The sequence below is a fragment of the Exiguobacterium sp. s168 genome (genome assembly GCF_018619035.1).
Classification (GTDB): domain Bacteria; phylum Bacillota; class Bacilli; order Exiguobacteriales; family Exiguobacteriaceae; genus Exiguobacterium_A; species Exiguobacterium_A acetylicum.
The window spans coordinates 1-24,929 of sequence record NZ_JACSNE010000006.1; the positions used below are offsets into that span (position 1 = coordinate 1).

The 24,929-nt window shown below is 45.8% G+C and carries 35 protein-coding genes; 14 read left to right on the plus strand and 21 right to left on the minus strand.

Going from position 1 to position 24,929, the window contains the following annotated elements; translation table 11 throughout:
• The first annotated feature begins 160 nt into the window (after positions 1–160).
• From KNQ15_RS05360 to KNQ15_RS05370, 3 genes are read left to right on the plus strand one after another with little or no spacing between them, the layout of a single operon-like run.
• Positions 161–343: a Fe3+ hydroxamate ABC transporter substrate-binding protein gene (locus tag KNQ15_RS05360; RefSeq protein ID WP_149427483.1), complete on the plus strand. Its 183-nt coding sequence runs from the start codon at positions 161–163 to the stop codon at positions 341–343.
• A gap of 6 nt (positions 344–349) precedes the next feature.
• Positions 350–1,225 (plus strand): NAD-dependent epimerase/dehydratase family protein, encoded by an 876-nt coding sequence (locus tag KNQ15_RS05365; protein ID WP_214728153.1) that lies wholly within the window; start codon positions 350–352, stop codon positions 1,223–1,225.
• Positions 1,222–1,353, plus strand: a complete 132-nt coding sequence (locus KNQ15_RS05370; protein WP_195864935.1) for an NUDIX hydrolase — start codon at positions 1,222–1,224, stop codon at positions 1,351–1,353. The genes KNQ15_RS05365 and KNQ15_RS05370 overlap by 4 nt, the downstream gene beginning before the upstream one ends.
• Positions 1,354–1,613: 260 nt before the next feature.
• On the opposite strand, the gene KNQ15_RS05375 is transcribed toward KNQ15_RS05370, so the two are convergent.
• Positions 1,614–2,606: a phosphotransferase gene (locus KNQ15_RS05375; RefSeq protein WP_214728155.1), complete on the minus strand. Its 993-nt coding sequence runs from the start codon at positions 2,604–2,606 to the stop codon at positions 1,614–1,616.
• A gap of 23 nt (positions 2,607–2,629) precedes the next feature.
• Positions 2,630–3,931 (minus strand): APC family permease, encoded by a 1,302-nt coding sequence (locus KNQ15_RS05380; RefSeq protein ID WP_214728157.1) that lies wholly within the window; start codon positions 3,929–3,931, stop codon positions 2,630–2,632.
• Positions 3,932–4,077: 146 nt separating this feature from the next.
• Between KNQ15_RS05380 and KNQ15_RS05385 the strand changes: the two genes are divergently transcribed.
• Positions 4,078–4,479: a VOC family protein gene (locus KNQ15_RS05385; protein WP_214728159.1), complete on the plus strand. Its 402-nt coding sequence runs from the start codon at positions 4,078–4,080 to the stop codon at positions 4,477–4,479.
• A 115-nt stretch (positions 4,480–4,594) separates the two neighbouring features.
• Here the strand turns inward: KNQ15_RS05385 and KNQ15_RS05390 are convergent, their stop codons facing one another.
• From KNQ15_RS05390 to KNQ15_RS05415, 6 genes are read right to left on the minus strand one after another with little or no spacing between them, the layout of a single operon-like run.
• Positions 4,595–4,948, minus strand: coding sequence for a DUF2178 domain-containing protein (locus tag KNQ15_RS05390; protein ID WP_214728167.1), 354 nt, complete (start codon positions 4,946–4,948; stop codon positions 4,595–4,597).
• Complete coding sequence (locus tag KNQ15_RS05395) at positions 4,945–5,160, minus strand: helix-turn-helix transcriptional regulator (protein WP_251055691.1); 216 nt, start codon at positions 5,158–5,160, stop codon at positions 4,945–4,947. The genes KNQ15_RS05390 and KNQ15_RS05395 overlap by 4 nt, the downstream gene beginning before the upstream one ends.
• A gap of 56 nt (positions 5,161–5,216) precedes the next feature.
• Positions 5,217–5,489, minus strand: a complete 273-nt coding sequence (locus tag KNQ15_RS05400) for a GNAT family N-acetyltransferase (RefSeq protein WP_214728335.1) — start codon at positions 5,487–5,489, stop codon at positions 5,217–5,219.
• A 3-nt stretch (positions 5,490–5,492) separates the two neighbouring features.
• On the minus strand, positions 5,493–5,672 hold the full coding sequence (locus tag KNQ15_RS05405) for a hypothetical protein (protein ID WP_214728169.1): 180 nt from the start codon (positions 5,670–5,672) through the stop codon (positions 5,493–5,495).
• 16 nt (positions 5,673–5,688) lie between these two features.
• On the minus strand, positions 5,689–6,033 hold the full coding sequence (locus KNQ15_RS05410; RefSeq protein WP_251137603.1) for a DUF3147 family protein: 345 nt from the start codon (positions 6,031–6,033) through the stop codon (positions 5,689–5,691).
• Entirely contained in the window at positions 6,014–6,418 is a 405-nt protein-coding gene (locus KNQ15_RS05415; protein WP_214728171.1) for a MarR family winged helix-turn-helix transcriptional regulator, read from the minus strand. Before KNQ15_RS05415 ends, KNQ15_RS05410 begins: the two co-directional genes overlap by 20 nt.
• A 74-nt stretch (positions 6,419–6,492) precedes the next feature.
• Between KNQ15_RS05415 and KNQ15_RS05420 the strand changes: the two genes are divergently transcribed.
• Together KNQ15_RS05420 and KNQ15_RS05425 are read left to right on the plus strand one after the other, a co-directional pair.
• Positions 6,493–6,849, plus strand: a complete 357-nt coding sequence (locus KNQ15_RS05420; protein ID WP_214728173.1) for a hypothetical protein — start codon at positions 6,493–6,495, stop codon at positions 6,847–6,849.
• A 15-nt stretch (positions 6,850–6,864) separates the two neighbouring features.
• Entirely contained in the window at positions 6,865–7,632 is a 768-nt protein-coding gene (locus KNQ15_RS05425) for a nucleotidyltransferase domain-containing protein (protein ID WP_214728175.1), read from the plus strand.
• Here the strand turns inward: KNQ15_RS05425 and KNQ15_RS05430 are convergent.
• Positions 7,621–8,286 (minus strand): class I SAM-dependent methyltransferase, encoded by a 666-nt coding sequence (locus KNQ15_RS05430; RefSeq protein WP_483299351.1) that lies wholly within the window; start codon positions 8,284–8,286, stop codon positions 7,621–7,623. The two genes, KNQ15_RS05425 and KNQ15_RS05430, sit on opposite strands and share 12 nt — an antisense overlap.
• Before the next feature lie 228 nt (positions 8,287–8,514).
• On the opposite strand from KNQ15_RS05430, the gene KNQ15_RS05435 reads away from it, so the two are divergent.
• Positions 8,515–9,150 carry a homing endonuclease associated repeat-containing protein gene (locus tag KNQ15_RS05435; RefSeq protein WP_214728178.1) on the plus strand — a complete coding sequence of 212 codons (636 nt, stop codon included), beginning with the start codon at positions 8,515–8,517 and terminating at the stop codon, positions 9,148–9,150.
• A gap of 48 nt (positions 9,151–9,198) precedes the next feature.
• Here KNQ15_RS05435 and KNQ15_RS05440 read toward each other — a convergent pair whose 3' ends face one another.
• From KNQ15_RS05440 to KNQ15_RS05450, 3 genes are read right to left on the minus strand one after another with little or no spacing between them, the layout of a single operon-like run.
• Positions 9,199–9,609: a DUF4362 domain-containing protein gene (locus KNQ15_RS05440; protein WP_056061751.1), complete on the minus strand. Its 411-nt coding sequence runs from the start codon at positions 9,607–9,609 to the stop codon at positions 9,199–9,201.
• A gap of 18 nt (positions 9,610–9,627) precedes the next feature.
• Positions 9,628–10,134, minus strand: coding sequence for an SRPBCC family protein (locus KNQ15_RS05445; RefSeq protein WP_214728180.1), 507 nt, complete (start codon positions 10,132–10,134; stop codon positions 9,628–9,630).
• Entirely contained in the window at positions 10,106–10,471 is a 366-nt protein-coding gene (locus KNQ15_RS05450; protein WP_214728182.1) for an ArsR/SmtB family transcription factor, read from the minus strand. The genes KNQ15_RS05445 and KNQ15_RS05450 overlap by 29 nt, the downstream gene beginning before the upstream one ends.
• A 136-nt stretch (positions 10,472–10,607) precedes the next feature.
• Here KNQ15_RS05450 and KNQ15_RS05455 point away from each other — a divergent pair, with 136 nt between their 5' ends.
• On the plus strand, positions 10,608–11,462 hold the full coding sequence (locus tag KNQ15_RS05455; protein WP_214728184.1) for a LysR family transcriptional regulator: 855 nt from the start codon (positions 10,608–10,610) through the stop codon (positions 11,460–11,462).
• Here KNQ15_RS05455 and KNQ15_RS05460 read toward each other — a convergent pair.
• Positions 11,450–12,073, minus strand: a complete 624-nt coding sequence (locus KNQ15_RS05460) for a hypothetical protein (protein WP_214728186.1) — start codon at positions 12,071–12,073, stop codon at positions 11,450–11,452. The genes KNQ15_RS05455 and KNQ15_RS05460 overlap by 13 nt on opposite strands.
• Positions 12,074–12,191: 118 nt before the next feature.
• Here KNQ15_RS05460 and KNQ15_RS05465 point away from each other — a divergent pair, with 118 nt between their 5' ends.
• Complete coding sequence (locus KNQ15_RS05465) at positions 12,192–12,959, plus strand: SDR family NAD(P)-dependent oxidoreductase (RefSeq protein WP_214728188.1); 768 nt, start codon at positions 12,192–12,194, stop codon at positions 12,957–12,959.
• Positions 12,960–13,021: 62 nt separating this feature from the next.
• The gene (locus KNQ15_RS05470; protein ID WP_214728190.1) at positions 13,022–13,819 is read left to right on the plus strand and encodes an SDR family NAD(P)-dependent oxidoreductase; all 798 of its coding nucleotides are present in this window, start codon (positions 13,022–13,024) and stop codon (positions 13,817–13,819) included.
• A gap of 37 nt (positions 13,820–13,856) precedes the next feature.
• Here the strand turns inward: KNQ15_RS05470 and KNQ15_RS05475 are convergent, their stop codons facing one another.
• A complete protein-coding gene (locus KNQ15_RS05475; RefSeq protein WP_251137604.1) occupies positions 13,857–15,104 on the minus strand; it encodes a polysaccharide deacetylase family protein in 1,248 nt (415 codons plus the stop codon).
• Positions 15,105–15,296: 192 nt separating this feature from the next.
• Between KNQ15_RS05475 and KNQ15_RS05480 the strand changes: the two genes are divergently transcribed.
• Entirely contained in the window at positions 15,297–16,712 is a 1,416-nt protein-coding gene (locus KNQ15_RS05480; protein WP_214728192.1) for an NAD-dependent succinate-semialdehyde dehydrogenase, read from the plus strand.
• Positions 16,713–16,868: 156 nt separating this feature from the next.
• Complete coding sequence (locus KNQ15_RS05485; protein ID WP_214728194.1) at positions 16,869–17,333, plus strand: NUDIX hydrolase; 465 nt, start codon at positions 16,869–16,871, stop codon at positions 17,331–17,333.
• Positions 17,334–17,335: 2 nt separating this feature from the next.
• Here KNQ15_RS05485 and KNQ15_RS05490 read toward each other — a convergent pair whose 3' ends face one another.
• The gene (locus tag KNQ15_RS05490; protein ID WP_214728196.1) at positions 17,336–17,755 is read right to left on the minus strand and encodes a carboxymuconolactone decarboxylase family protein; all 420 of its coding nucleotides are present in this window, start codon (positions 17,753–17,755) and stop codon (positions 17,336–17,338) included.
• Between the two features lie 119 nt (positions 17,756–17,874).
• On the opposite strand from KNQ15_RS05490, the gene KNQ15_RS05495 reads away from it, so the two are divergent.
• On the plus strand, positions 17,875–18,306 hold the full coding sequence (locus tag KNQ15_RS05495) for an Lrp/AsnC family transcriptional regulator (protein ID WP_035407606.1): 432 nt from the start codon (positions 17,875–17,877) through the stop codon (positions 18,304–18,306).
• A gap of 51 nt (positions 18,307–18,357) precedes the next feature.
• Here the strand turns inward: KNQ15_RS05495 and KNQ15_RS05500 are convergent, their stop codons facing one another.
• Together KNQ15_RS05500 and KNQ15_RS05505 are read right to left on the minus strand one after the other, a co-directional pair.
• The gene (locus KNQ15_RS05500; protein ID WP_214728198.1) at positions 18,358–20,373 is read right to left on the minus strand and encodes a Na+/H+ antiporter; all 2,016 of its coding nucleotides are present in this window, start codon (positions 20,371–20,373) and stop codon (positions 18,358–18,360) included.
• A 56-nt stretch (positions 20,374–20,429) separates the two neighbouring features.
• Positions 20,430–21,338: a helix-turn-helix transcriptional regulator gene (locus KNQ15_RS05505; RefSeq protein WP_214728200.1), complete on the minus strand. Its 909-nt coding sequence runs from the start codon at positions 21,336–21,338 to the stop codon at positions 20,430–20,432.
• An 82-nt stretch (positions 21,339–21,420) separates the two neighbouring features.
• Here KNQ15_RS05505 and KNQ15_RS05510 point away from each other — a divergent pair, with 82 nt between their 5' ends.
• Positions 21,421–21,945, plus strand: a complete 525-nt coding sequence (locus KNQ15_RS05510) for a dihydrofolate reductase family protein (protein WP_214728202.1) — start codon at positions 21,421–21,423, stop codon at positions 21,943–21,945.
• A gap of 53 nt (positions 21,946–21,998) precedes the next feature.
• Here the strand turns inward: KNQ15_RS05510 and KNQ15_RS05515 are convergent, their stop codons facing one another.
• From KNQ15_RS05515 to KNQ15_RS05530, 4 genes are all read right to left on the minus strand, one after another.
• Complete coding sequence (locus tag KNQ15_RS05515; RefSeq protein WP_214728204.1) at positions 21,999–23,219, minus strand: cation:proton antiporter; 1,221 nt, start codon at positions 23,217–23,219, stop codon at positions 21,999–22,001.
• 3 nt (positions 23,220–23,222) lie between these two features.
• Entirely contained in the window at positions 23,223–23,723 is a 501-nt protein-coding gene (locus tag KNQ15_RS05520) for a cation:proton antiporter regulatory subunit (RefSeq protein WP_214728206.1), read from the minus strand.
• Between the two features lie 26 nt (positions 23,724–23,749).
• Positions 23,750–23,968 carry an AbrB/MazE/SpoVT family DNA-binding domain-containing protein gene (locus KNQ15_RS05525; protein WP_035407592.1) on the minus strand — a complete coding sequence of 73 codons (219 nt, stop codon included), beginning with the start codon at positions 23,966–23,968 and terminating at the stop codon, positions 23,750–23,752.
• Positions 23,969–24,237: 269 nt separating this feature from the next.
• Positions 24,238–24,807, minus strand: coding sequence for a GNAT family N-acetyltransferase (locus KNQ15_RS05530; protein ID WP_214728208.1), 570 nt, complete (start codon positions 24,805–24,807; stop codon positions 24,238–24,240).
• Between the last annotated feature and the right edge of the window lie 122 nt (positions 24,808–24,929).

Consider the following 24,929-nt stretch of genomic DNA (forward strand, 5'->3'; position numbering starts at 1 on the left):
ATGGCTACCGAAACCTCGAACGATTCTTTTTGAGATTGCGCCTCGAGCTTGGTGGTTAAAATAGCAACCACGTGTTATGGTGATGAGCCTTTATTCTTCCAACACCCTGGTTTTTCCTTTACGATAAGATAGAAGATTCAAATATATAGGGGGCGATAGGATGTTTGGTAAAGAACCGACATGTATGCATTGTGGCAAAACGATCGAAGGAAACGAAAAAGTCTACATTCAAATGCGTTATCCAAAACATCGCGGGATGACGGAAGTCAAAGCTTACTTAAAAAGCGAAGGTCGTTTCATCTGCGAAAAATGTTTCGCTGAAAAGACAGAGTCAAAGGGGTAAGCACTTATGAACCTGAAAGAGAGTACGATTTTAGTTACAGGAATGACCGGAACGCTTGGCTCTCGTGTTGCGCGACGTTTTCTAAAAGAAGCGCGTGAAGTGCGCGGTTTGTATCGCTCTCAGGAACAAGCGGATCAATACGCTTTCAAAGGTGTCCACGCAGTCATCGGTGAACTCGGTGATCCGAATTCGCTTCTTACAGCACTTCAAGGCGTCGATCTGTTGATTCACTGTGCTGCCTATCTCGGAGATGATCCCGATTTAGCACAGGAAGCAAATGTTACAGGTGTACAATATCTCGCAGATGCTGCGACAAAAGCTCGTGTCAAGCGCATCATTCACATCTCGACGACTTCCGTGTACGGCGAAGTCGTGAGTGGACATTTTACGGAAACGTCACCGCTCCTACCGTCCGAACATGTTTACATCCATACAAAGCAGGAATCCGAACGCCTGTTACAGGAATATACACCCGATTCCGATTTAATCATCTTACGTCCAGGATCAATTTGTGCCGAGGAGCAGTCCTACTGGGGGGATCGTCAAGTCGAGCGGATTAAGGAGGCGGATGTGATTACCTGGGTGCACCCGGACGATGTCGTCCCGTGGGTCCATACGGATAATCTAGTCGAAATGATCGTCCTTGCCGCAACGAATGCGCATAATGGGGATATCTTCAATGCGATCGATGCGAATCTACCTGAGACGGATTTTCGGTTGAAGTTGATCCATGCGAGCGGCACGCCATACCGAACACCGAAGCGTTCGGCGGAACGCGCTACTTTCTCGAACGAACGAATCAAACAACTCGGATACGTTCCACTCCGAACACCGCAAGAGACGATTGAACAGTTGATTCAATCCTTTACAGTAAAATCATGATTTCGCAAGCAATTATATTAGTAAACGGACACGTATTGCTGGTACGACAGTATGTAGCGCGAGGAGAAAACGTTTGGAATTTTCCTGGCGGACAAATCGAGCCTGGTAATTCACCCCAACAAGCGTGATGTGCTCCAAGAAAAAGGGGCTGACTCAAAAGTCAGTCTCTCCAAAGATAAGGGTGGCAGATTCATGATCTGCCACCCTTATCTCGTAAAAAAGAATGACGCGTCACACGCCACTCCTACAGGAAAAAGCGCATTTATGCGCTGTCAGAGACAAACAAGCCCGTTTTCCTGCTTAAATAAAGCAGGAAAACGGGCTTGTGTCTCGCCTGAGGAAAGTGCGTGAAAAGACGCGTCATTCTTTTTTTGAGTCAGCCTCTTTTTCATACTATCGTTTGAAGCCAGTCGTACCATTTTTCCCGATCATGCCGTCTTAACTCCGCAAGCGTCTGAATGACTTGCTCTGTTCCAAGTCTCTGTTCTGCTTCGGACGAATTCGTCTTGTCCAGTGAACGATCGAGATTGAAGACTAACCAATCAAGCTTGCTGTGGACACTGCGGTCGATGACACTGTACCAATCGACATCGAGTACTTGATTCGTCGTTGCATATCCGTTTAAGAACGAAGAAAAACGTTCTGCATCGTGTGTGCCATCCACCCGGCTTGACCAATAACAAGCGGTCTCGAAAAGATCGAGTATCGGATGAATCGGTCCGGCAGACTCCCAGTCGATAACGACCGGTCCGGTTGTTGTCCAAATGACATTCTTCGGATCGAGGTCACGATGACTGATGACACAGTCATTCCCTAACGTCTTCATCGAGCGGCATACATCCGCTTCGATCGCTCGTAGTTGCTGCACCAGTTCCCCCAACTGTCTCGCCCAACGCTTATTTTGCATTTGTCCTTGTTGAAGAAAACCATTCCAATCAATCGGAACATACTCAGATGAAACGGAAGGAATCGACGGCGTCGTTTCGATCGCCGCTCGATGTAACGTACCTAGTACGTTACCAATGGCTTCTGCATGCATCGGACATAAGTCCTGCGTTTTTAAAGTTTGTCCGTCGATCCACGGGAACAAGAGACAGCATGATTCTCCCACTGCATACAACGGTCCATCTAGACGAAGTGCCGGCAACGCAGATAGCAACTTTGCAGCGGCAAACGCTACATCCTCGGATTGAATGAAGTTAGCTCGAGCCGTCTTCCGCTTCATAATTTGTTGATTTAGACGTTTTACGACGAAGTGTCCTGTATCCGTCGAAAAACGGAACATCTCGTGCATCAGTCCTCCTGAGAGTGGTGAAAGATCCTGCTGATACATACCAATTCGAAAGTCTAGGCATAATTTTTTCATTTGTTCGTCATTCATTGAAAACTCCTTTTACTTAACGCTTACGCGGATTGATCCGTTTGTTTCGTATGACGAATAAAATAATATTCACCGATGAAAATCAAGATGATACTGACGAGGGAGACGATCAGTACGAGCGGATCCGTCTTTCCCTTGAGATACAGAAATGCCAGTAACACGATGGCGTCAAACAAAATCGCCAATGTGACCACCCAAACGCGAACATGCAACTGCTTACGAAGATGTTTTAAGACGCCGACATGAATGATGATATCCATGACCAAGTACAGAATTGCTCCCATCGACGCAATCCGAGATAGATCGAAAAAGACAGTTAGCAACATTGCTAGGACGATCGTATAGACTAACGTATGTTTTTGCACGGATCCCGGCATACCGAAATGACGATGCGGAATCATATGCATGTCCGTCAACATCGCAAGCATCCTTGAGACGGCAAAGACGCTCGCAATGATGCCAGAAATCGTCGCAAGGAGCGCGATGGATACCGTGAACCAGACGCCTTTATTTCCAAGTAACGGGCGGGCTGCTTCAGCTAACACATAGTCTTTCGCTTGAATGATTTGATCAAGCGACAATGTCGATAAGACGGAAAAGGCTAACAAGAGATAGACGATCAAACTAATCAGGATGGACAACATGATGGCTACGCCGACGTTTCGTTTCGGGTGTTTAATTTCCGAGCCGCTGTTCGTGATGGTCGTAAACCCTTTAAACGAGAGAATCGTTAGTGCGACAGCCGCGACATAATTCGTAATCGACCCATCCGACGTAGTGTTCGGACTATCCAGCTCAAATCCACCAATTGATAAAATCAAAATGCCGAACAGAACGAGAGCTCCGATCTTAAGCGCTGAAGTGATTAACGAAAATGTTTGGATAAACGAATTCCCAGAGATGTTGACGATGAATGCACCAATCAATAAGACGACACCGAGTGTTGGAATCCAGTAACTAGCCTGTTCTCCTGGTACGAGTTGTAACAAGTAGGTACCGAACGTGCGCGCCACGAGACTCTGATTGATGATCATCGAGATTGCCATCAGCAGGGCTGCAGCGGCAGCAATCGTTCCCTTACCGTATGCTTTGACAAGAAACATGCCGATTCCTCCAGCTGATGGAAAAGCATTGCTCAATTTGATATAAGAATAAGAACTAAATCCAGTCACGATACCGCCAATAATGAAAATATACGGCAACCAGGAACCCGAGAGTTCTGCGACCTGTCCGAGCAAGGCAAATATCCCGGCACTGATCATAACACCAGTTCCAAGACCAACGGCTCCTTTTAAACTAATACTGTCTTTTTTATACTCTGCCACTATCGTTCCTCCTCTTGATACTTCAGTAAGTTAGATACAGTTTCCCTTACCGGTCCTGAATTAATCATTTTTCAATTTCAGACCTGCTCCTTTATACTGATAAGGGTCGATTTCTACTATGAAGAATGAAAGAGAAGAGGTTTATTATGAAACAAATTCATCACATCTGCATTCAGACGACGGACTACGCTGCGTCTAAAAACTTTTATGAACAGCTCGGGTTCTCGCTCGTCCAAGAGTCACCTGGTTTTCACGACCGTGCCTTTAACAGCTGGTTGCGTCTTGGTGACTTCTATATCGAGTTGCAAACACCGAAATCAGGTCAATCGTTCACCGATTATACGAAACAAGCGGCTGGTCCCGTCCATTTCGCCCTCTACGTTGACGACTTGCAAGAGGACGTAACACGCCTAGAACGACTCGGTATGCCCTTTTTACCAAAGGACGGTGGTAACATCTATTTCGTCGTCGATGGCCATCTCAGCAAATTAAAAGCACCAGAAGGAACAATCATCGAGTTACGAGATACGTTTGCAATAGAGGGTTGAAGCACTTGCACTTGTAATTGTGATTTTAATGGTTCCAAAAATGAACTAAAAGAGGAATGATTGAATCAATCCATTCCTCTTTTCTCTCTATGTAGCTTACATGAATCGACACTCCTCACATCTTTCGATTCACGTATAGCAATGTAATAGGGAAGAGTAAAACGTGTCCTCCTAATGCTAACAACAGAGCAAATTGAATGTCTTGAATGATCGACAGATTGACGAGTACCAAAATCAAGTAAAGATAACCGATACTAATTAAATAGGCGATATGTCCACTACGTATTTTGACTTCGTTTTGCCGCTCATCATACGGTTCGTTCGGTGAGAAACTCACCGCTGTGATGCGTGAGGCAATACCTGCTAAAACCAGGACGATACCTAGTGTTTTCATTTCTGAAATCTCCATCGTCATGTATATCCCTATTCCAATTAAAGCAAGATCCAACAATATATTTAATCGCTTCATGCTGTTCCCTCCTCGCTCATTCGATTCGGTGTAAAGATGTCTTCGATTCGCCGTTCAAACAGATCAGCTAGTGTAAACGCGAGGTCGAGTGACGGATTATACCGCTCTTTTTCGATGGAAATGACCGTCTGACGCGACACGTTCAATCGTTTTGCCAGTTCGCCTTGCGACCAACCTCGTTCTTCGCGCATCTCCTTGACCTTATTTTTCATGATTTCACCTCGTAGTCCCACTATATGTAAATAACACACTACTTGTCAAGTTTCCTTTACACCCTCTTCATACGCTCCCACATGATATACCGATTGTCTCTCCCGACCTGAATCAATCCCGCTTTTTCGAGTACTCGGATTGATGCTTGATTCGTCGACTCCGTCTTCGCAAGTACCCCTGTCACTTCCGTTTGTTCAAACGCCCATTCAATCAATGCTTGAACTGCTTCCGTCGCAAACCCTTGATTGAGATACGCTGGTAACAGACCATAACCGATTTCGACCGCTTGTCGTATGTCCGGCTTCCCCTTGAATCCGATATCCCCGATTACTTAACCATCCTTTGTCATGACGAGCCAGCTGCACCAGTATAATAGCGAGGAATCTGACGCTATTGACATCAAATGCTGCTGAACTTCCGGTCCGTTATCGTAGTGCTGTTGTTGTAAATGTGTCACGTCATTCGCTGTACACGGATGAATCGTCAATCGCTTTGTTTGAAGGGTTATCATTACTTTGTCTCCTTTTTTAGGTTTGCCACCACTGTTGTAGGTAACGTTGGATATACCAACAAACGATAAAAAGACTTGTTGCACCGAGTACACTGTAAAAAACAGGAATACCTAAGCGGATCAATCCATATAAGACGGCAAGCAATAAGAACGTCGCTGGTAATCCGAGTAACACACTCTTTAAGAATGTACTCAGTTCTGCCCGTTCACTTCCCTGTTTAACGAGCCAGGCAAAACTGATCAGACTGACGACGGGCAATGCAGACAACACACCACCCAGTGACGGTGAACGCCGAGCGACTTCCGTGACGAGACAGATGACCAGTGCGCTCGACAGCACTTTAACGAGAAAAGCAGTCATCTGCCGCCTCCCGCAACAATCGAAACGCCTGTTCAATCGCCTGTTGGTCTGTTTTTGACATCGTAGCAAGGACTTGATTCAACCGTTCAGGATCGAGTTCCGTATGACGACGAACGATTGTATCCCCCAAGTCTGTCAAACCAATTGTCACTTGGCGCTGGTCTTCTGGATTCCGTTTTTTTTCGATATAGCCTAATCCCTCCAACTTTTTGACGTGCTCAGACGTCGTATTATGTGAGAGGCGAAATGCCTCGGCAATCTGCTTGATCGTCGGATTCATCGCAAATTGGATGTATTGCAAAATACGCACACTTTGGTGAGACAGGTTTTCTTCGAACCGTGGATGTAATTGATAATAAATTTTTGCAAAATCAGCTGAAATCATAATGCTCCCCCTTATATCGTATAATCCGAATATATCGTAAATTACGATATATAACCAGAGAAAGAGGTATTTTCATGAAAAAAGTGTTAGCTACTATCGTATTGGTCATTCTTTTTCTCAGTGGATGCTTAGCGGAGACGACGATGACAACGACGGACCTCATCGCGGCGGAAGCCATTGAACAAGATCAAGACGTCATCCGCTTGAACGATCGCGTGTACCGACTAGATCAGGTAGTAACCGTCTCGAGTCTTTCTTTGACTCCTGGTCCACGTGTCCAAAAAATAGCATCCGAAAAGACGCTCAAGGAAGGCATGGCAACTCGTCTTAAGAGCGGTACGGTCATCTATCAAGAAAAAGATGATACGATGTTTTTATATGTGCAGCGAAACAAGAAGTGGTATCGCTATCAATCCATCCCTGAAGGATGATGAGGAGGAAGACAGATGAAGTATCCAACGACATTGGGCACGAAAAATGGCTACATCCACAATCCAACTTCCGCTGAAGCGATTCCTGTCCGTTATCGTGCCGTGATTCAGGACGTCGTCGCCTATGTACAAACCTTATCCGCGTTTCATGGCGTGTACTTGTATGGCAGCGTCGCCAAAGGAACGGCGCGTTCCTTTGAATCCGACCTCGATTTTACACTGATTTTGACAGAGCCGTTGACGGAAGAAGAACACATGCAGTTAGATGAACGGACAGAAGACTGGTTGAAGGACTATCCATTCGTCACCAAAATCGATTATGACATCGGTCTGCTTGGCGACGTCATACGGGATGACGAAGCACTTCGTTGGGGCGTCTGGTTGAAATCCGTCAACTTGTTTCTGACAGGCGAAAATCTCCAAAGTCGATTTCCGTCCCTTCGTCCGACACGCGCTCTTGGCTTCGCATTAAACAGTGGGCTATCCGAGCAGTTGAGGTCTGATCTATCACGTCTAGAGAAAGGGCAAGTCACCTTGCTTGATTCGGATTCGATCGTGAAACGGATTGTTCGGAGCGCCTATCACCTCATCTTAGAGGAAGATCAAAGCTTCGTGCATGACCTCGAGACACTCCGCCCGATCCTGCTTCATTATTTCCCTGACGAACCGCGCTTTTTGTCACTGTTCGCCGCATACGATACAGACCAAATCGTTTCGCTAGAAGATGTCCACTACTTTGTGGACTGGTTCGCGTCTCGAATGCCGGACGAATCAATTCTTTAATCGAAACAGACCAGTCCACAGTCCAGCATGACCAAATAATGCCTCTGGATTGTCGACGGGTTTCATTTCCGTTAGTTCGATGACGTCGAATGCATCGAATATGGAGAGTAATCGCTCTTTCGTATAGCCGAGTCCGCCTTGGAGACTATTTTCTTGATAGACTTCCCAGTCTGTCAACGTCGCCCCGCCAAGCGGACCGCCCGCAACAAAACACGTTAATCCGAAATATCCTCCTGGTCGCAACATCTCCTTCATTCGCGTCACGTAGGTCAAACGTCGATGTGGCGCCATATGGTGAAAACAGCCTGAATCGTAAATGAAATCATATGTATTCTGTTCTGTCGTCTCTAGAAAATCTTGCTTTCGAAACGCAACGTGCGCTCCAGTCTGTTGTGCTTGTTCCGTTGCCCATTCTAACGCGGTTGATGAGAGATCCAGTCCTGTCATCGAGAAACCGTGTGCTGCGAGATAGATCGCATTTCGCCCCTGTCCTGTTCCGAGATCTAACGCGTCACCTGGCGAGATCCAGCCCTGTTCGACGTAGCGAACTAAGTTCTCGTCAGGAATGTTTTTAAAAAACGGGATCGGTTTCGTCCGATCTTCATAAAACTTGTCCCAAAACGGTTCTGGTTCACGCAATCGCGCATCAAGCATCTTTAAAATATCCTCCATCGTATCAATCGTCTAAATTTCTGTCATTGATCAGTTCCCCCTCTTTTCTTCTATAATATTGTATTCGTGTTCAACCTCTTATTTTCCTGTATTTCTCGGATGAAAATGCGCTATTTTTCTTACCTTACGATATTGTTAGTATGTTCTCGCAATCGCCCATGCTACACTAGCCTTTAATTGAAACAACCATTCAAAAGGGAGATATCTTGCATGCGTCAACATCCGACTTCCACTTCTACCTTAGCAACGGATGAGAAGATCATCCGCTTGATTCAAGGTCTTCATCAAATGCACCATTCACCTATGAAAGCTACCCATTATCAAAAGTTAGCGGCTCAACTTCCTTACCCATCACTTGAAGAAATCAATGCACGATTCGGCTCGTGGGCACACCTTTTAGAGACAGCTGGCATCGTCAAGGCTTCTCACTTATCGACCAAAGACCGGATGACGTTGAATCGCCCGGCTGCGGTCAAACGAACGAAACGGTGGTCGATCGAAGAAAGCGTCGCCTTTTATGTCGCACAAAAAGGAACGAACATGACGATTCGCGCCTACACGGAATTACGGGATTTACATTCAGAGATGTTAAGTGCGAATACGATCATTCGTCGGTTCGGTACGTGGAAAAATGCTTTAGCACACTTCGACCTCACCTCGAACGGTTTCTTCACTGACCAAGACTGCCTAGAAGCACTTAAACAAGCGGCAGCCACTCATGGACCGCTACTGACGAGTCAACAGTATGCTAAGTGGGCACGTGCGCACCAAGCACCTTCACTGACTTTATTGATTGAACGTTTTTCAAGTTGGCGTGAAGCTTTGCGTCGTCTTGATAGCGAATGAAAAGGATCGTGCCCGCTGATCATTTCGACGGGACACGATCCTTTTTGATTATTGTTTTGGTAATCGTAGCAATTCATGATCCGTTCCTTCAGCGCATTTACTTAACGTATAGATTGCCTCTTGCTTCACGATCGTTTTATCGAGTTGCTGACAGACTTCATTCTTTCGATCGTCGTCTGTTGAACCGAACTGATCACGTGATGCATCAGACGAATACTGATACGTCTTGCCGTCATACTCGACGTCATACACAATCGGATCTCCCTCGGTCGTGTAGGCTGTGATGCGAATCTGATCTGATTTTCCTTGCTTCGACTTATTCAAAAAAGACTCGAATCGGTCGCTGTTCTCAACACCTTTCTGGACGATGATGTCGCCGTTCTCCTTTGCCTCTTCCATCGTGTATTTTCCGCAACCTACTAAGAATAGGATACATAAAGCCAAACCGATCTTCCGCACCAAAACATCGACTCCTTCTTACTGTTTCGTCAATAGGTGATCTAGGCGATACAGTTGCGACGTGAAACCTTCCTTCATTCCCATCCCCAGCACTTCTTGCACAGCTGCTTCCGTTTCGTAGGTCGATTCAAAGACAATCAAGGTCGTTTCTCCATGGTCAATGAATGTCGTGACATTTTCACTACCTGGTAAATTTTCAGAGATAGCTCCTGACGCGTCGGAGAAGTAATCGGCATGACTATAGGTGTTCGGGGCATCGATATGTCTAAAAATTGCTTTCCCCCACGACTCCATGCCATAAAAATCACCTTGTGTTGGATCGACACACCGCATGCAATAATGCCATACACCACCTGGTTGAAACTCAAACGTCTTGATCATCGTCTCCCAGCCTTCCGGTCCCCACCACGCTTCGAGTTGCTCTTTTTCTGTGAATGCAGCAAAGACATTATCTCGAGGAGCCTCACAAACCCATTCCATTCGTAGCACCTTACCATCAATCGATGTCTTCAGTTCCTTTTTCATTCGTCTCGTCTCCCTTCGCGGATGATTGCATCTGCTGCAAATGTTCATCTAGACGATACATGCGTGCTTCCATCTGAGCCATTGTGTTACTCCACGTGACAAGTTCTCGAAAAGCTTCTGGACGAAGGCTATACAAGCGACGATTCGCCTGCCGCTCGACAGTGATTAGTTCTGCGTCAAGCAACAGCTTTAAGTGCTTCGAGGTTTGCGGTTGGCGTAAGTGTAGTTGATCGGCTAACTCATTGACGGAGCGAGGACCTTTTCGTAATGCTTCGATGAGTTGTAATCGTATTGGGTCGCCGAGTGCTGAAAATCGTGCGGACATCTGCTCGTTCATATCCGTTCACCTCTTTATTTTATATATTCCCAACTCGGAATATTCCAAACCAAGAATATAAAAAGTGCAAAATGATTGTCAGACGCGTTCAAATAACGTACGTTCTAGACAACCTGTATGAAAAGAGCGTGAACCAATGAAGACCGAATGGATGGAAGCATTTCTCGTCACTGCAGAAACCGGAAGCCTGACGAAAGCAAGCGAAGTACTGCACATGACGCAACCGGCATTAAGTAAACAAATCAAGAGTCTTGAGAGTGCGCTCGAAGTCTCGCTGTTGCATCGATCAGCACATGGTGTCACGTTGACGCCTGCAGGCGAAATCGTCTTTGAAGAGAGCCGTGAACTCCTTGACCGAATTGATCAAATGAAACGGCGGATTGGTACGATCGATGAACGGACGACACTGACGCTCGGATCATGGCCGAGCGTCGCGATGACGTATTTACCGCGTCATGTCTCACGTCACGCGACAGTACCAGACCTCAAGTTGAAGACAGCGCATACGACAATTGATTTGATGCAAGGGCTTGAAGAACGCCGATACGATGCTGTTTTACTCGACGATCGTCATCATATCCATCCGTATCATACGACGCATTTATATACGGAGATTTTTTTGCTTTACGTGCATCAAGACGATGAACGATTCGCGGGCTGCACGTCAGTTGCGTTTGATCAAATTCGAAATGCCTCTTTTTTATCGCTCCCGATTGATTGCGATTCGACGAACATCCTAAAAGACGCGTTCATCGAACGAGGTGCCGTCTATCAGGCAGAAAACGAGATGGAATTCGGATCAAGCGTCCTCGGTTTCATTCGCGCCGGGCTCGGCATCGCCCTGTTACCGGAGATTTTTCAAGACGGACTATCCCCTGAAATCAAGACGTTACCGGTTGATGGGTTTGATGTCGTCCGCAAATTGTCACTCGTCTCACGAGACGCCTCCCATCATGCCATCCTGCTTGATTTACTCGGTCAGTCACGTTGAAGATGCACTTGTAGTTCATTCCTTAGATCATCGACCTGATCTTGCGAAATCTCTGAATCCGGCGTCTCGCCGTAACGGACGAGATGATAGATCGACGGATCGAGCGTGACATCAATCCGTTGTAACCATTCGCCGACCGTCTCTTCAGAGCGGCGGCGTTTTTGTCGTGTCAGCTGCCGATCGAATGTTTGTAAAAGCCGGCGAATCTCTGACTCTGATTCTTCACCGACAAATGTTTGTCGTGTCGAACGATTCTGTGTAAACACTGGAGGCGGATCCATGAGATCGTCGACTACACTCTCCTGTTTGCGCCGTTTTCGTAAACGCTTCAAGAAGTAGCGTAGACTGAAGAGGACAATCAGTAGTATGACAAGACCGACGACGCCATAAAAGGTAGTCACTCCTAATGCATCCTTATCCGCAAATCCCTCGCTTCGTACATCTATCTTTTGTTTGGTCGGTTTACCTTCTTCTCCTCCATTAACTATAATTTGGGTTTGAGAAGTTGCTGGATCATAAAAGAAATAGCGATAGGCTTCCGTTCCGACCAATTGAATAGCTAAAAGACTCACGAGTGCTACACATAATGTCACGATTAAACCACGTTTCATCCCATCACTCCTTTTCAATATTTTACCATTATCATTTCGGAATGCATTGATTTTTCTTTCTTTTCAGTCAATTTTTCATTAGAGTAAGTGGTGACTCTCAATAAAAGGACGTGACATCATGTATCTTCCAAGTTTTTCGTTAATCGATCAGACATTTCTTATCACTGGAGCTGGACGAGGTATCGGACGCGCGCTCGCCATCGGGATGGCAGAAGCCGGTGCTAACATCATTCTCGTCGCCCGGACGGAACGGGATTTGAAGGAGACGGCACAAGAAATCGAACGACTCGGTCGAACGGCTTACATATTCCCGTGCGACATCACTGACCGGAAACAAGTCGTCGAGACGGTAGCTCGTGCCTACGAACAAGTACCGCAGATTGATGGACTCGTCAACAATGCCGGAATGAACATTCGCTCGAAGGCACTCGATGTGACGGAAGAAGAATGGGAAACGATCCAACAGACGAATCTGAAATCCGCCTTCTTCTTTGCTCAAGAAATCGGGAAACGGATGCAAGAGACAGGTGGAAGTATTCTGAATATCGCCTCCGTCGCGGGTCACGTCGCCTTACGGACCGGTGTCGTGTATGCGACGACGAAGGCGGCGATGATTCAGATGACGAAGGTATTAGCCCTTGAATGGGGACCACAAAACATTCGTGTCAATGCGATCGGTCCGTGGTATTTTAAAACACCGCTGACGGAACCCTTACTAAAAGATCCTACATATCTGCAGGAGATCGTTGACGTGACACCACTCGGTCGGGTGGGTGAATTAGAAGAGCTCGTTGGTCCAGTTGTCTTCTTATCATCTGCCGCTGCCCGTTACGTGACGGGACAAACACTTTATGTTGATGGCGGGATGACGATTAAAGGTTTTTAAAACAGAAGAAGACGGATGCGCATCTGCCCATCCGTCTTCTCATATCTTAAAGGAGTTTCATCATGCCAAAACGTATTGCACTCGTCGCTGGTGCCTCTCGTGGCGCCGGACGTGGCATCGCTTATGCTTTAGGTGGCGCCGGAATGATTGTTTACGTCACGGGACGAAGTACGAATGAACAGACGACGGACAATCGTAGCGAGACGATCGAAGAGACGGCTGCTGGTGTCACGGCACGCGACGGACTTGGCATCCCGGTCGTTTGTGACCATACGAATCAAACGGACATCAATCGTCTGATTCAGCAGATCCAACATCAACATGGTCGAATCGATCTCCTCATCAATTGTGTATTCGGTGGTTCGGAAAGCCACTTGCCATCCGGAACCGGACGACGGTTTTGGGAGCGACCACCGGAACATTGGGACGCGATGATGTCCGCCGGACCAAAAGCGTATTTGTGGACGATTCGGGCTGCGATGCCATTACTGCAACAGAGTCCAGCCGCGCTCGTCATCAATTTGACGTCATTCACACCAGATCAGGTGGCCGGAAATCTTTATTATGATTTGGCGATGCAAACGATTAATCGGATGACGCACGTCATAGCGCAAGAGTTAGCTCAAACAACTATCTCTGTCATCGCGCTCTGCCCCGGTTTCATGCGGACCGAACGGGTCGTCGATGCCGGTTTCGCGAGCGCCGCGACAGAATCGACGACCTATATCGGACGGGCAGTCACAGCGCTAATGGCAGATGACGATGTTAGCCGTTATTCTGGGCAAGCCGTCTTCGTTGCCGATCTCGCGAAGACGTATCAATTTACAGATCAGGACGGGACTCCGCCACTATCGTTTTAATTGCTTTACTCGATGGATTCAACTAGTTTTAAATCATTCATTTCCGCTCAGGTCGTGCTGGATCAAAGATTTCTCTCGCATCAAAGAACGGATTGAGTACGTTCATCTTTCCAGCAACGGCTTGACGTAGACGAATCCCGTCAACGTTGATTCGGGCTTGACGGAAATAGTCGGGACCAACTTGTTTCCACGCATGTTGACTCGCATCCACATTAAAGAAATAGCGGAAACCGCTATCGATGAGCAAACGATATTTCTCACCAGAATAATCGTGCCAATCTCCGACATCACTGCCGTACGGATAAATCAATTGCGGCGTTTTTCCGATCAGCGGTGCTACGTCCTGTTTGTAGCGTTTAAGATCAGCGCGGATCGTCGTGACTGATTCTTTCCCGACCCAAATATGTCCGTACGTATGACTCGCGAACTGCCAGCCGTCCTGTTTTAATGCGACAGCGGTCTGCTTCGCTTGATTTCGTGCCGTTTCAACCTTTTCATTGTGTCCGTATTGATTGTAGGAGGAACGATAACCGAGCACCCCGTTGTAACCTGTGATGCCGAGCAACCCTTTTGCTCCTTTATAGGAAAAGTCAGGATGAGACTGGATGAACGCATCAACGAGCGGTACGAGATCATAAGCACCATCCGGCTTTCCGACCATCTCGTTGACGATTTTACCATCCTTCACTTTCAAATTCTTCGCAAATCCATCCCCTTCCATGTATTCATAATAATTGACGTCGTCCTGAGAAAGAACGAGCGGTTGTTTTCCTTTTGGTAAACGGACGGGTGTCTCGACGATCTTACCGTTCATCTCTTTTGCTAAATCCGTCGGTCGAACGAGTACGTAATCGTTTTTGTATAACGCATCCAAGATTCGTTCGAACTCCTGTTGCGTCACCATGTAATCATCGTATCCTGCTTCCTTCCGGTCGCCGTCAAATGCTCGTTTTGGATCGGCAATCAATGAATGGAAAAAGAGATGCGGCACAGGTTTCGTCACAGGCAGGAGTGCCTGCTTTTTCTGTTCGTATTCTTTCGTTCTTTGTGTCGTATCTTTTGTGCGTACAGGTTTTAATACCTTGATTGCTCGCTCATAATCGTACTGGGCAGCGTAACGCTCGGCACGCTGTATCGTCTTTTCTATGTATGCTTGCTGAGTAGCTTGCCTTTTTTGTTCAGTTTCTCGTGGTTTTTCAGACTTTTTCTCGGCGACTTCGCTTCCCCCACATCCACTTAGTAGTAAACTTAGCACCACACCGCTAATGATCCAGTTCCGTTTCATGTCTTTCGACCCCTTCATTAATTTTGACATTTTCATTCTCTATTATTTTAACTGTTCCCGATTGTTCAGTAGATTAACTATTTTTTGAGTCATTCCGTTTCGTTATGACTGTCCATCCAAAGCGGAACTTCCGTTCACTCGTCTTGAGGTGTTTAATAAAGAACGTAACGAAATTCACGGAGGTGCAACAAGATGATTGAAAAGAACTTAATTAATGGGGAATGGTACGGTAAGTCAGAAACGATTCCGGTCTATGACCCAGCAACGAAAGCGTTACTCGGACATGTTCCGGCCAGTTCAGCGGAAGACGCACAACGTTCCGTTGATGCAGCGAGCGAAGCATTCGTGAAGTGGTCAAACGAAACCGCAGACATACGTGCGAATTTAGTCGACGCCTGGTATCGCTTGATCAATGAACACCGCGAGGAACTCGCCCGAATCATGACGACGGAACAAGGGAAACCGTATGTCGAAGCGCTCGGTGAAGTCGATTACGGCAATCAATATGTCCGTTGGTACGCTGAAGAAGCACGTCGGATTTACGGTGAAACGATTCCGGCTTCCGTTCCAGGAAAGCGACTGTTCGTCGAAAAAGAACCGGTTGGTGTCGTTGCAGCAATCACACCGTGGAACTTCCCGGCAGCGATGATCACACGTAAACTCGCACCGGCTCTTGCAGCGGGTTGTACGATCGTCCTTAAACCATCGGAAGAGACACCGTTTACGGCACTTCGCCTCGTTGAACTAGCAGAAGAAGCAGGTATCCCCAAAGGTGTCATCAACGTGCTAACAGGTGATGCAGCAACCATTAGTGGCGTCTGGCAAGCAGATTCCCGTGTTCGCAAAATCACGTTCACAGGTTCAACAGCCGTCGGGAAATTGATCATGCGCCAAGCAGCCGATACGATGAAAAAATTGTCACTTGAACTCGGTGGTCATGCGCCATTCATCGTCACTGAAAACGCAGATCTCGACAAAGCCGTCGAAGGTGCGATGCGCTCGAAATTCCGCAACGGTGGTCAAGCGTGTGTCGCAACGAATCGTTTCTACGTGCAAGCATCGGTTCTTGACGCATTCACAGAAAAGTTCACAGCTGCCGTCAAACAATTACAAGTCGGTAACGGCATGGACGCTGATTCGACAGTCGGTCCATTGATTAATGCGAAAGCCGTCGCGAAAGTCAAAGCACACATCGATGACGCTGTCGCAAAAGGGGCAACAATTTTGACAGGTGGTACGATTGACGAAACAGTCGGCTATTTCGTTACACCAACGGTACTTGCCAATGTCACGGAAGACATGCTCTGCATGCAGGAAGAAACGTTTGGTCCGCTCGCACCGATCTCTGTTTTTGAGACACTCGATGAAGTCATCGAACGGGCGAACAACACACCATACGGACTTGCAGCTTACGCGTTCTCAGAACGCATCGATGAAGCGTTGCTACTCGGAAAACGACTCGAATACGGAATCGTTGGTCTGAACGATGGCGCACCATCTGCTGCACAAGCTCCATTTGGTGGCTATAAAGAGAGTGGTCTTGGCCGCGAAGGTGGCGTCTACGGCATCGAAGATTATCTCGAGGTCAAATACTTGTCACTCGGTTAATCGATTAAAAATTTCGCTTGAAACAAACGATCTTTGCTCATAGGTCACCCCTCATTTCTATATCGAAATGAGGGTTTTTGTACGGCTGATGCTTGCATACGACATTTAAGGTATGATTGACATCGAACAATTTTAGGGGAAAGGAGCTACGGAAAAATGGATGTCATCACTTTCGGGCAGAAAGAACAGAATCAACACTACATCACGAGATCTGCTGTTTATGCGGTCATGTGCGATCCTCAAACAGATAAAATCGCCGTCATTCAAAAAAAGGACGGCAAGTTGTTTCTTCCGGGTGGCGGTATTGAGGCCAATGAGACGCCAGAAGAATGTTTAAAAAGAGAGGTACTTGAAGAAACGGGAATGGACGTCAATATCGGTGATTTCATCGGACGAGCCAATCAATATTTCTATTCACAAAATGAAACGACATATTATTTGAACGAAGGGCAGTTCTATCGTTGTGATGCTGGAGAGGAAGTACAAAGTCCAATCGAGGATGATCATGTCTTACAATGGATCGATCCGGCTGATGCAATCGATCATCTATTTCATGAACATCAAAGATGGACTGTTCAGAATGCACTAAAGAAAAAATATAAAAGTGTGCAAAAAAAGTAAAATCAGGGACTATCAATTGGCTGTAAATTCATGATTGCACCGTAGTATTGAGATGCTGTACAAAACGTAATGAATGCACATAATTCACTGATTTCTGGAATAGTATATGTTTCATTCATGAGTAAAAATATTGAATCAGGGATATTTCCTTTCACCTTTAAAAAAAGATCTGCAAATCCAGTTGCTAAAATCATTTTTTCATCCATCATTTTTTTCTTTGGCTTTCCTTTTGCCTTGCAATATGCACATCCATTTGATTGCGCTAATGTTCTTCTAACTTGTTCTTTCACATCCGAACTTAAGGCTCCCTCTTCAATCAAATCTTTTTCTAGCCTTGTCCAACTGGATAAGATTTTAGGATTATGACCTAGTAATTTTTGAAATGGTGTTTCTCCTATTTGGGATAAAGGTATTTTTGTCATTTTATTCACTCCTTCTACAATAATTTTATATAATGATTAAAAATTATCACATTTCATTTAAAACAAATATTGAACTAATACTTTATATCCAACAACTTATTTTGAAGGAGGATTTACATTTGAAAATCGATATGATTGATCGACAAATATTAAATGAACTGGCTCAAGATAGTCGACTGTCGATGCGTTCATTAGCTAAACGAATTAATTTATCAGCTCCTTCCGTAACAGAGCGTGTCCGACAAATGGAATCTTTTGGACTCATTAAAGAATACAGTTTAAAAATCGATTACGAAAAGCTAGGTTCTCCTATTGAATGTTTAGTAGAAGCAACCATTAAAGAAGGACGGTACGATTCATTTAAAAATCATATTCAGCAACTTACTAACGTTGACTTTTGTTATCGAATATCTGGTGATTCTTGCTTCATGCTAAAATTACATTTCCAAACGTTTCAAGAGGCAGAATTTTTTATAGAACAAATCCATCCATATGCGCATACAGTTACTCGTTTTATTTTTTCAGAAGTTGGCACTCAAGTCGTGATATAAAAAAGACAAGAAGAGCATTAAAAGTTTGCTCTTCTTGTCTTTTTTTAAATATTATTCAACGTATTCGTAGAGAACGACACTCTCGATATAGTGAATGAAGCGGCGTAACTCCTTCTCCTCTTCGTTCGAGAGATCCCCTTCTTTTGACATATTGGCGATTTCAAGACGCTGGACTTCGATGGCTTTCAAGCAGAGCTCTTCCTTCTGCTGATCGACGTCCTTGCCACCGATTGGTGATGACCAACGCGTATGTTTGAAACGAAGTCGTTTATAGAACTCAAGCACACTTTGAACGACGTCTGGTGGATAAGACGTGCGGCAATTCTCGAGACGTTCGATGACTGTGCCCATGACCTTTTCATACAGATCATGCTCGACTTGCGTCATTTGAATTAACGCATCCGACGACATGTTCGATCGTTTCCGTTTCCACCATAATTTACGAATCGGCTGGACGATCTGGAAACGCGAATCCTTACCGATCGCCTTGCGACGATTTTCAATCGAACGGAAAACATCCTTTTTCAGCAGATCCGGCACCTTGTTCTCAGCGACGAAACGTTTTGATTCTTCCTTTTCCCACTGGACGGCTTCAAAACGAAGTGCCTTCAACTGATCATTGAATTGATCGAGCTCTTCTTGACTTTTTTCCTGCGCGCGCAACAACCGGAGCATCACATGATACTCATTGAGTAAATCAAACGCAACGACCGCATTGTCTTCGTCCGTCACTTGTTTGATCTCTGAGATCGCCCGGCGAATCATCCGTTGTTTTTGGGCATTCAGGTCGAGTGCGATCGGCGTTGCCGCCTCACCACGGTTCAACACCGGTAAAAGAATCGTCGCGAGAACGAGCGTATAGATAATGACACCCGCTGCAAGGAAGATGATCAATGAGCGTTCCGGGAAGGCTTCGCCGGACTCCGTCAAGAACGGTAATGACAAGACCCCGACCATCGTGATCGTTCCGCGAACCCCGACCAGTGTCGTGATTAAATCTTGTTTGAAGGACGGTCGACGATGATCGCGGTCCTCTTTTTTGAAGAACCGATGATCGAACCAATTGAAGAACATCGTCCAGACGAGACGGATCGCAAGAATGAATGAACCGATTTCGATGACATATAACATGAGACGCCAGTTGTTGATCGCGTCATCCGCAAAAATCTCGCGTGTCGCTTCTGGCAATGTCAAACCGAGCAATAAGAAAATGATCCCGTTTAGCGTATACGCAATCATCGTCCAGATGTTATCCGTCAACGTCTGCTCTTGCGCAAAGAACGTTTCTGTTCGTTCTTTGATCAAGGCATGCAAGATACCACCTGTGACGACGGCGATGACGCCTGATGCATGAAATCCTTCTTCAGCAACGAAGAAGATGATAAATGGTGTCAGGATTTGCAGTAAAGCGTAGAAGACGACATCTTCAATACCCGCTCGACGCAAGCGTACCTTGAGAAAGTTCATCGTGAGCGAAATCAACAATCCGATCAAGGCTCCAACGAAGAACATGTAAAAGAACTCTGTTGTCGCACTCTGAATCGAGAAGTAACCCGTGACAACAGCGGCAACAGCATAACTGAACGCGACTAATCCCGATGCATCATTGATCAGCGATTCTCCGCGAACGAGTGTCAAGATTTGTTCTGGAATCTGGACACGTTTTGCAATTCCGTTGACGGCAATTGGATCCGTTGGCGATAAGATTGCTGCTAAGGCAAACGCAGCAGCGACTGGAATGACCGGAATCAACCAATTGATGAAGTATCCTCCGACGATCGTCGTCAATAAGACGAGGATGATTGCATTACCGAAGATCGCTGTGCGCATCCGCCACAAATCTTCGCGCGGAAAGTGAGAGCTATCGTTATAAAGTAACGGAGCAATAAATAACAGGAGGAACCATTCGGATTCGACCTCAATCGTCAAGCCACTCATCAGGAGAGCGGCGACGGTTCCGGCAATGATTTGGATCAAAGCCGTTGGGATGAAACGGATGTAATGTCCGACGACTTGCGTCAGTAAGATGAGCGCAAGCATCAATAAAATCAGTGATAGTGTTTCCATGGAAGACCCCTTCCTCTATTGTTTCTTTCTGGCTATATCGTAACATAGTTTTTTGATCAATTCTGTCCGAACGGCTTATCGGACTGTTGCACAGCGATCATTTTTTCTGCTTGACGAATCAATTGTTCGCGGAGATCCTGCGGTTCTATGACTCGAACTTCCGGACCAAGTCGCATCAATTGGCGTCCTAAAAAAGCGAGCTCACTAACTGGAATTTGCCATGTTCGGTCACGACGAAGAGGTAAAATGCCTTCGAGCATTCGTTCACCTAAAGAAGTTAATTCTAGTTTCACCGTCGTCATCGGTACATGTGTCATGTTCTTTTCTAAATCAGAAAAGGTCAAATCAGTTGCTGGCAACTCATGAAGCGATACACCTAGAACTCGGTCGACACGGAACTGCCGAAATCCACGGTCAGTCCGTCCATAAAAATACCAACGATTGTGTTCGAACGATAAGCCGATCGGATCCACTACGATCGACTTTTGACCTTTTGTCGTCTCATAGAGAATATTCCCCATCCGTTTGCTCTCTAACAAGTCAAGTAACGCAGGATTTTGCGGCGACGGTGGTGTATCGACCGCTTGAAAGCGAAAGCGGTCTTTCCATTTTACAATCTGTTGCTCCGTCATCTTCGGTAACTCGTTCGCATAGCGTTCAGCGACTTCCTGGCGGATCGTCCCGAACGGAAAATCTGGAATCTGACCGACCCATTCGAGTAGCATGAACAAGACAATCGTCTCTTCATTTGTCAAAACGAGTGGCGGCATATTCCGGTGCGGCAGCATCCGGTAGCCTCCGGCTATGCCAGGTTCACTGTAAATCGGATAACCATTTGCTTCAAGAACGGTCATGTCTCGTTGAATCGTCCGGATCGATACCTTACATTCTTCCGCTAGCATACGTGCAGAAAAGTGTTCCCCCCGGTTTAATAAACGGACCAAACGCCATTGTCTCGTATTCATAAAGTTCCTCCTCAAATGACGACATCTTTTGTCGTCATTATACGCTAAGATGAAGTCAGACAAATCTCAAGGAGGAATTTTAATGTCGCAATCTACGACCGTACTGTATATCGCTTGTAGTCTTGATGGAAAAATTGCTAGACACGATGGTTCCCTCGACTGGTTATTTGCTGTTGCTGGAGACGGTGATAATGGCTATCAAGCTTTTTATGAACAGATTGGTGCCGTTATCATGGGTCGAAAAACGTATGAGGAAGTCCTTCAACTCAGCGAGACGTATCCATACGCGGATATTCCAAGTTATATTTACAGCCGGACGCAACGAACGTCAGAGACGGTCACCTATACGGATGAACCGCTCGATCAATTACTTGAGCGGATCACACCGACAATTGATGGCAAGGTCTGGCTTGTTGGTGGCGGCGAATTGATTCAAGAAGCGCTACGGTTACAGTGCGTCAGTTCAATCGAACTCGCGATGGCCCCTGTCATTCTCGGAACGGGTATCCCGTTATTCCCAGAAGGAACCGTTGAAACGAAACTTCACTTGAAGGGCAGTCGTCAATCGGGACAATTCCTGATGGCGACATATGATGTCTTGACTTAAACAAAACAACAGCCAGTTCGAGAAATCCGAACTGGCTGTTCGTTTACATCGTATTACGCATTTTTCTTTGTCTTTTTCTCTTTCGGTTCCGTCCATTTGAAGATTTTATTCATGACGTTGTAAATGCGTTTCGATTCCTTCGTCATCAGTGGTCCGAGAATCGCGAGAATCAAGACGTATAGAGCCGAAAATGGTGACAAGATGTCCATCAATCCACCAGCGATTCCGAGATTCGCGACGATGATCGAGAATTCTCCCCGCGAGACGATCGTCAAGCCGATGTTCGATGAAGCTTTATGCGAAAGTCCTGCTTTGCGTCCTGCAATCATTCCCGCGACATAGTTTCCGACAATCGTGATGACGACAGCACCAAGTGCGAGCCAGACAGCATCTAAGAGCATCGTCGGATCGATACTCAATCCGAAACTAAAGAAGAAGATGGCGCCGAAGAAGTCACGGAACGGTACGACAAGATGTTCAATCCGCTCTCCTTGATCGGTTTCCGAGAAAACGAGACCGAGTAACAAGGCACCAATTGCTTCTGCGACATGAATCGTTTCCGAAAAACCAGCAACGAAGAACAGGGCAGCAAAGACGACGATGATGAAGACTTCATCCGAAGCGATTTTTAGCATTTTGTTCAAGAGTGGCGTCGCTTTTCGAGCAATGATGAAGAACAACAACATATACCCAAGAGCAATCAAAATCGATGTGACAGAAGACATTAAGGTTGTTCCGTCACCAAGCAAGAGTCCAGATAAAACAGACAAGTAAACTGCTAGGAAAATATCCTCGAACATAATGATTCCAAGGATCAATTCTGTCTCCGTATTACCAGTCCGACGTAAGTCGACTAAGACTTTTGCGACGATCGCACTCGAGGAAATCGTGATGATTCCAGCGATGATCAACACTTCGTAAAGTGGGAACCCAGCGATGAATCCATAGAGTAGGCCACCCGTAAAGTTAATGGATAAATAAATCGTTCCACTCGTAACGATTGATTTCCCAGATCGGATCAATTTACCAATCGAGAACTCGAGTCCGAGATAGAATAAAAGGAACAGGACGCCGATTCGTCCGAGAAAACTGATGAACTCCGCACTTTCGATGAACTTGAAGTCTAGTATCCCGATTGTCGGAGCGTGCGGTCCAACAATCATTCCTAAAATAATTAAAAACGGAATGATCGAGAAGTTAAGTTTATTCGCGAGCAATGCCGCGATCGCCACTAAGATAAGCGCGGTACCGACTTCAAATATGAGATGATCCATATATTATCCGCCTCCTTCGATTGAGAATAATGCTTTCGTGATGTGACGGACGTTTTGACGCTCACCTGATAAGACGATCGTATCTCCCACTTCAAGACGCGTTTCTGGTCCAGGATTCAGCGATTTTGAACGGTCATGCTTGAGCACGGCAATAATCGAGATATCATACTGGTTGCGGACATCGAGTTCTCCGATCGTTCGATTGTTGACTTTTGAATCCTGACCGACTTTAAACCATTCGATCACAAGATCATCAAATGCTAATTCGATTTTCTCGAGATCTTTCGGCTTATAAGACAGTCCTCCGAGAATTCCTGCCATTTGACGAGCTTCTGCGTCATTAAACGTCACACTCGAGATGCTCTCATCAAAATCATCGTCATCATAATGATGGACCTCTCGACGTCCGTCGTCGTGAACGATGACGACCACCTTATCTCCTCGTGTCGTGATGCCTTCGAACTTCCGCCCGATTCCTGGTAAATCTACTTCTCGCATATCCATGTTATATTTCCTCCTATTTTTAAATTTTACAAATGGTGATTCGCTTTGTGGATGAGCGCCTTGAACGTCTCATCACTCAATATATCTTGAAGATCATGCAGCTGTTTCAAATCCGCTTTCGCCATGATGACAAATCCGTCCTCCTCAATGAATGCCACGCGATCTCCTTCCTCCACTTGCAAGGCTTGCCTAATTTTTTTAGGAATGGTGATCTGTCCTTTTGACGTTAACTTTGATAGCTCCATTACGAACTTCCTTCTTCCTGTGTTTTTCTTGTATTCCTTACTTCCTTACTTTTCTTATTTCCAATATATCATAAAATTAAACTTATTCCGAGTTTTTTGCTTTGAATTAAAACTTAAAAAATGAATAAAGAAAAAACACATCCTAAGCCGAGTGGATGCGTTCGTTCTTCATATCGTTCTATTAGAAGGAATCGAGCAGGCTCTATTTCCGGTAGTAACATAATCAATCGTTGTCCGATATAGGCATGCATTAGCCGTGAACCCATCTCTTACCTTCCTTCATAATCACTACGTGTGATCGCATAAATCTTTAAATCCCAGAAACGCTCTTTAACGTACAAAGCACTCCGAGAGACGCCTTCAAATGTCATGCCGATCTTTTCCATGACACGAGCTGATCCGTCATTCGCAACAAAACAGCGTGCTTGAATACGTTCAAGACCGAGCGTCTCGAAACCGTACTGCACAAGACGCGCTGCTGCTTCCGGTATCAAACCCTTTCCCCAGTAGTCGCGCGACAGCGCATAACCGAGTTCTGCTTGGTGTTGCTCAAACGACACTTTGATGAAATCAATCGTGCCGATAACTCGACCGCTTGCTTTGTCTTCAATCGCCCAAGGTGCAGGATTACCTTGTTCGTATTGTCGGAGGATATATTCGACGAATTTCTCCGAATCCGCGAGCGTCTCATGGGCATACCAGCTGACATATCGTGCCGTCTCTTCGTCTTTCGTATAGGCATAGATATCTGCTGCATCTTCTATGCGAACTGGACGCAAACGGAGTCGCTCTGTTTCAAGTACAGGTAATGCTCGATATAAGCCGAGGGTTGATATCATAAACAAGTCCTTCTTTCTTTGATTTTTTCCAAGTATACCCACTCATCAGTAAAAAGTATAGAGATATACGAAAACGTTATCAGAATTTTCTGGTACACTATTGGGAAATGATGTAAGGAAGG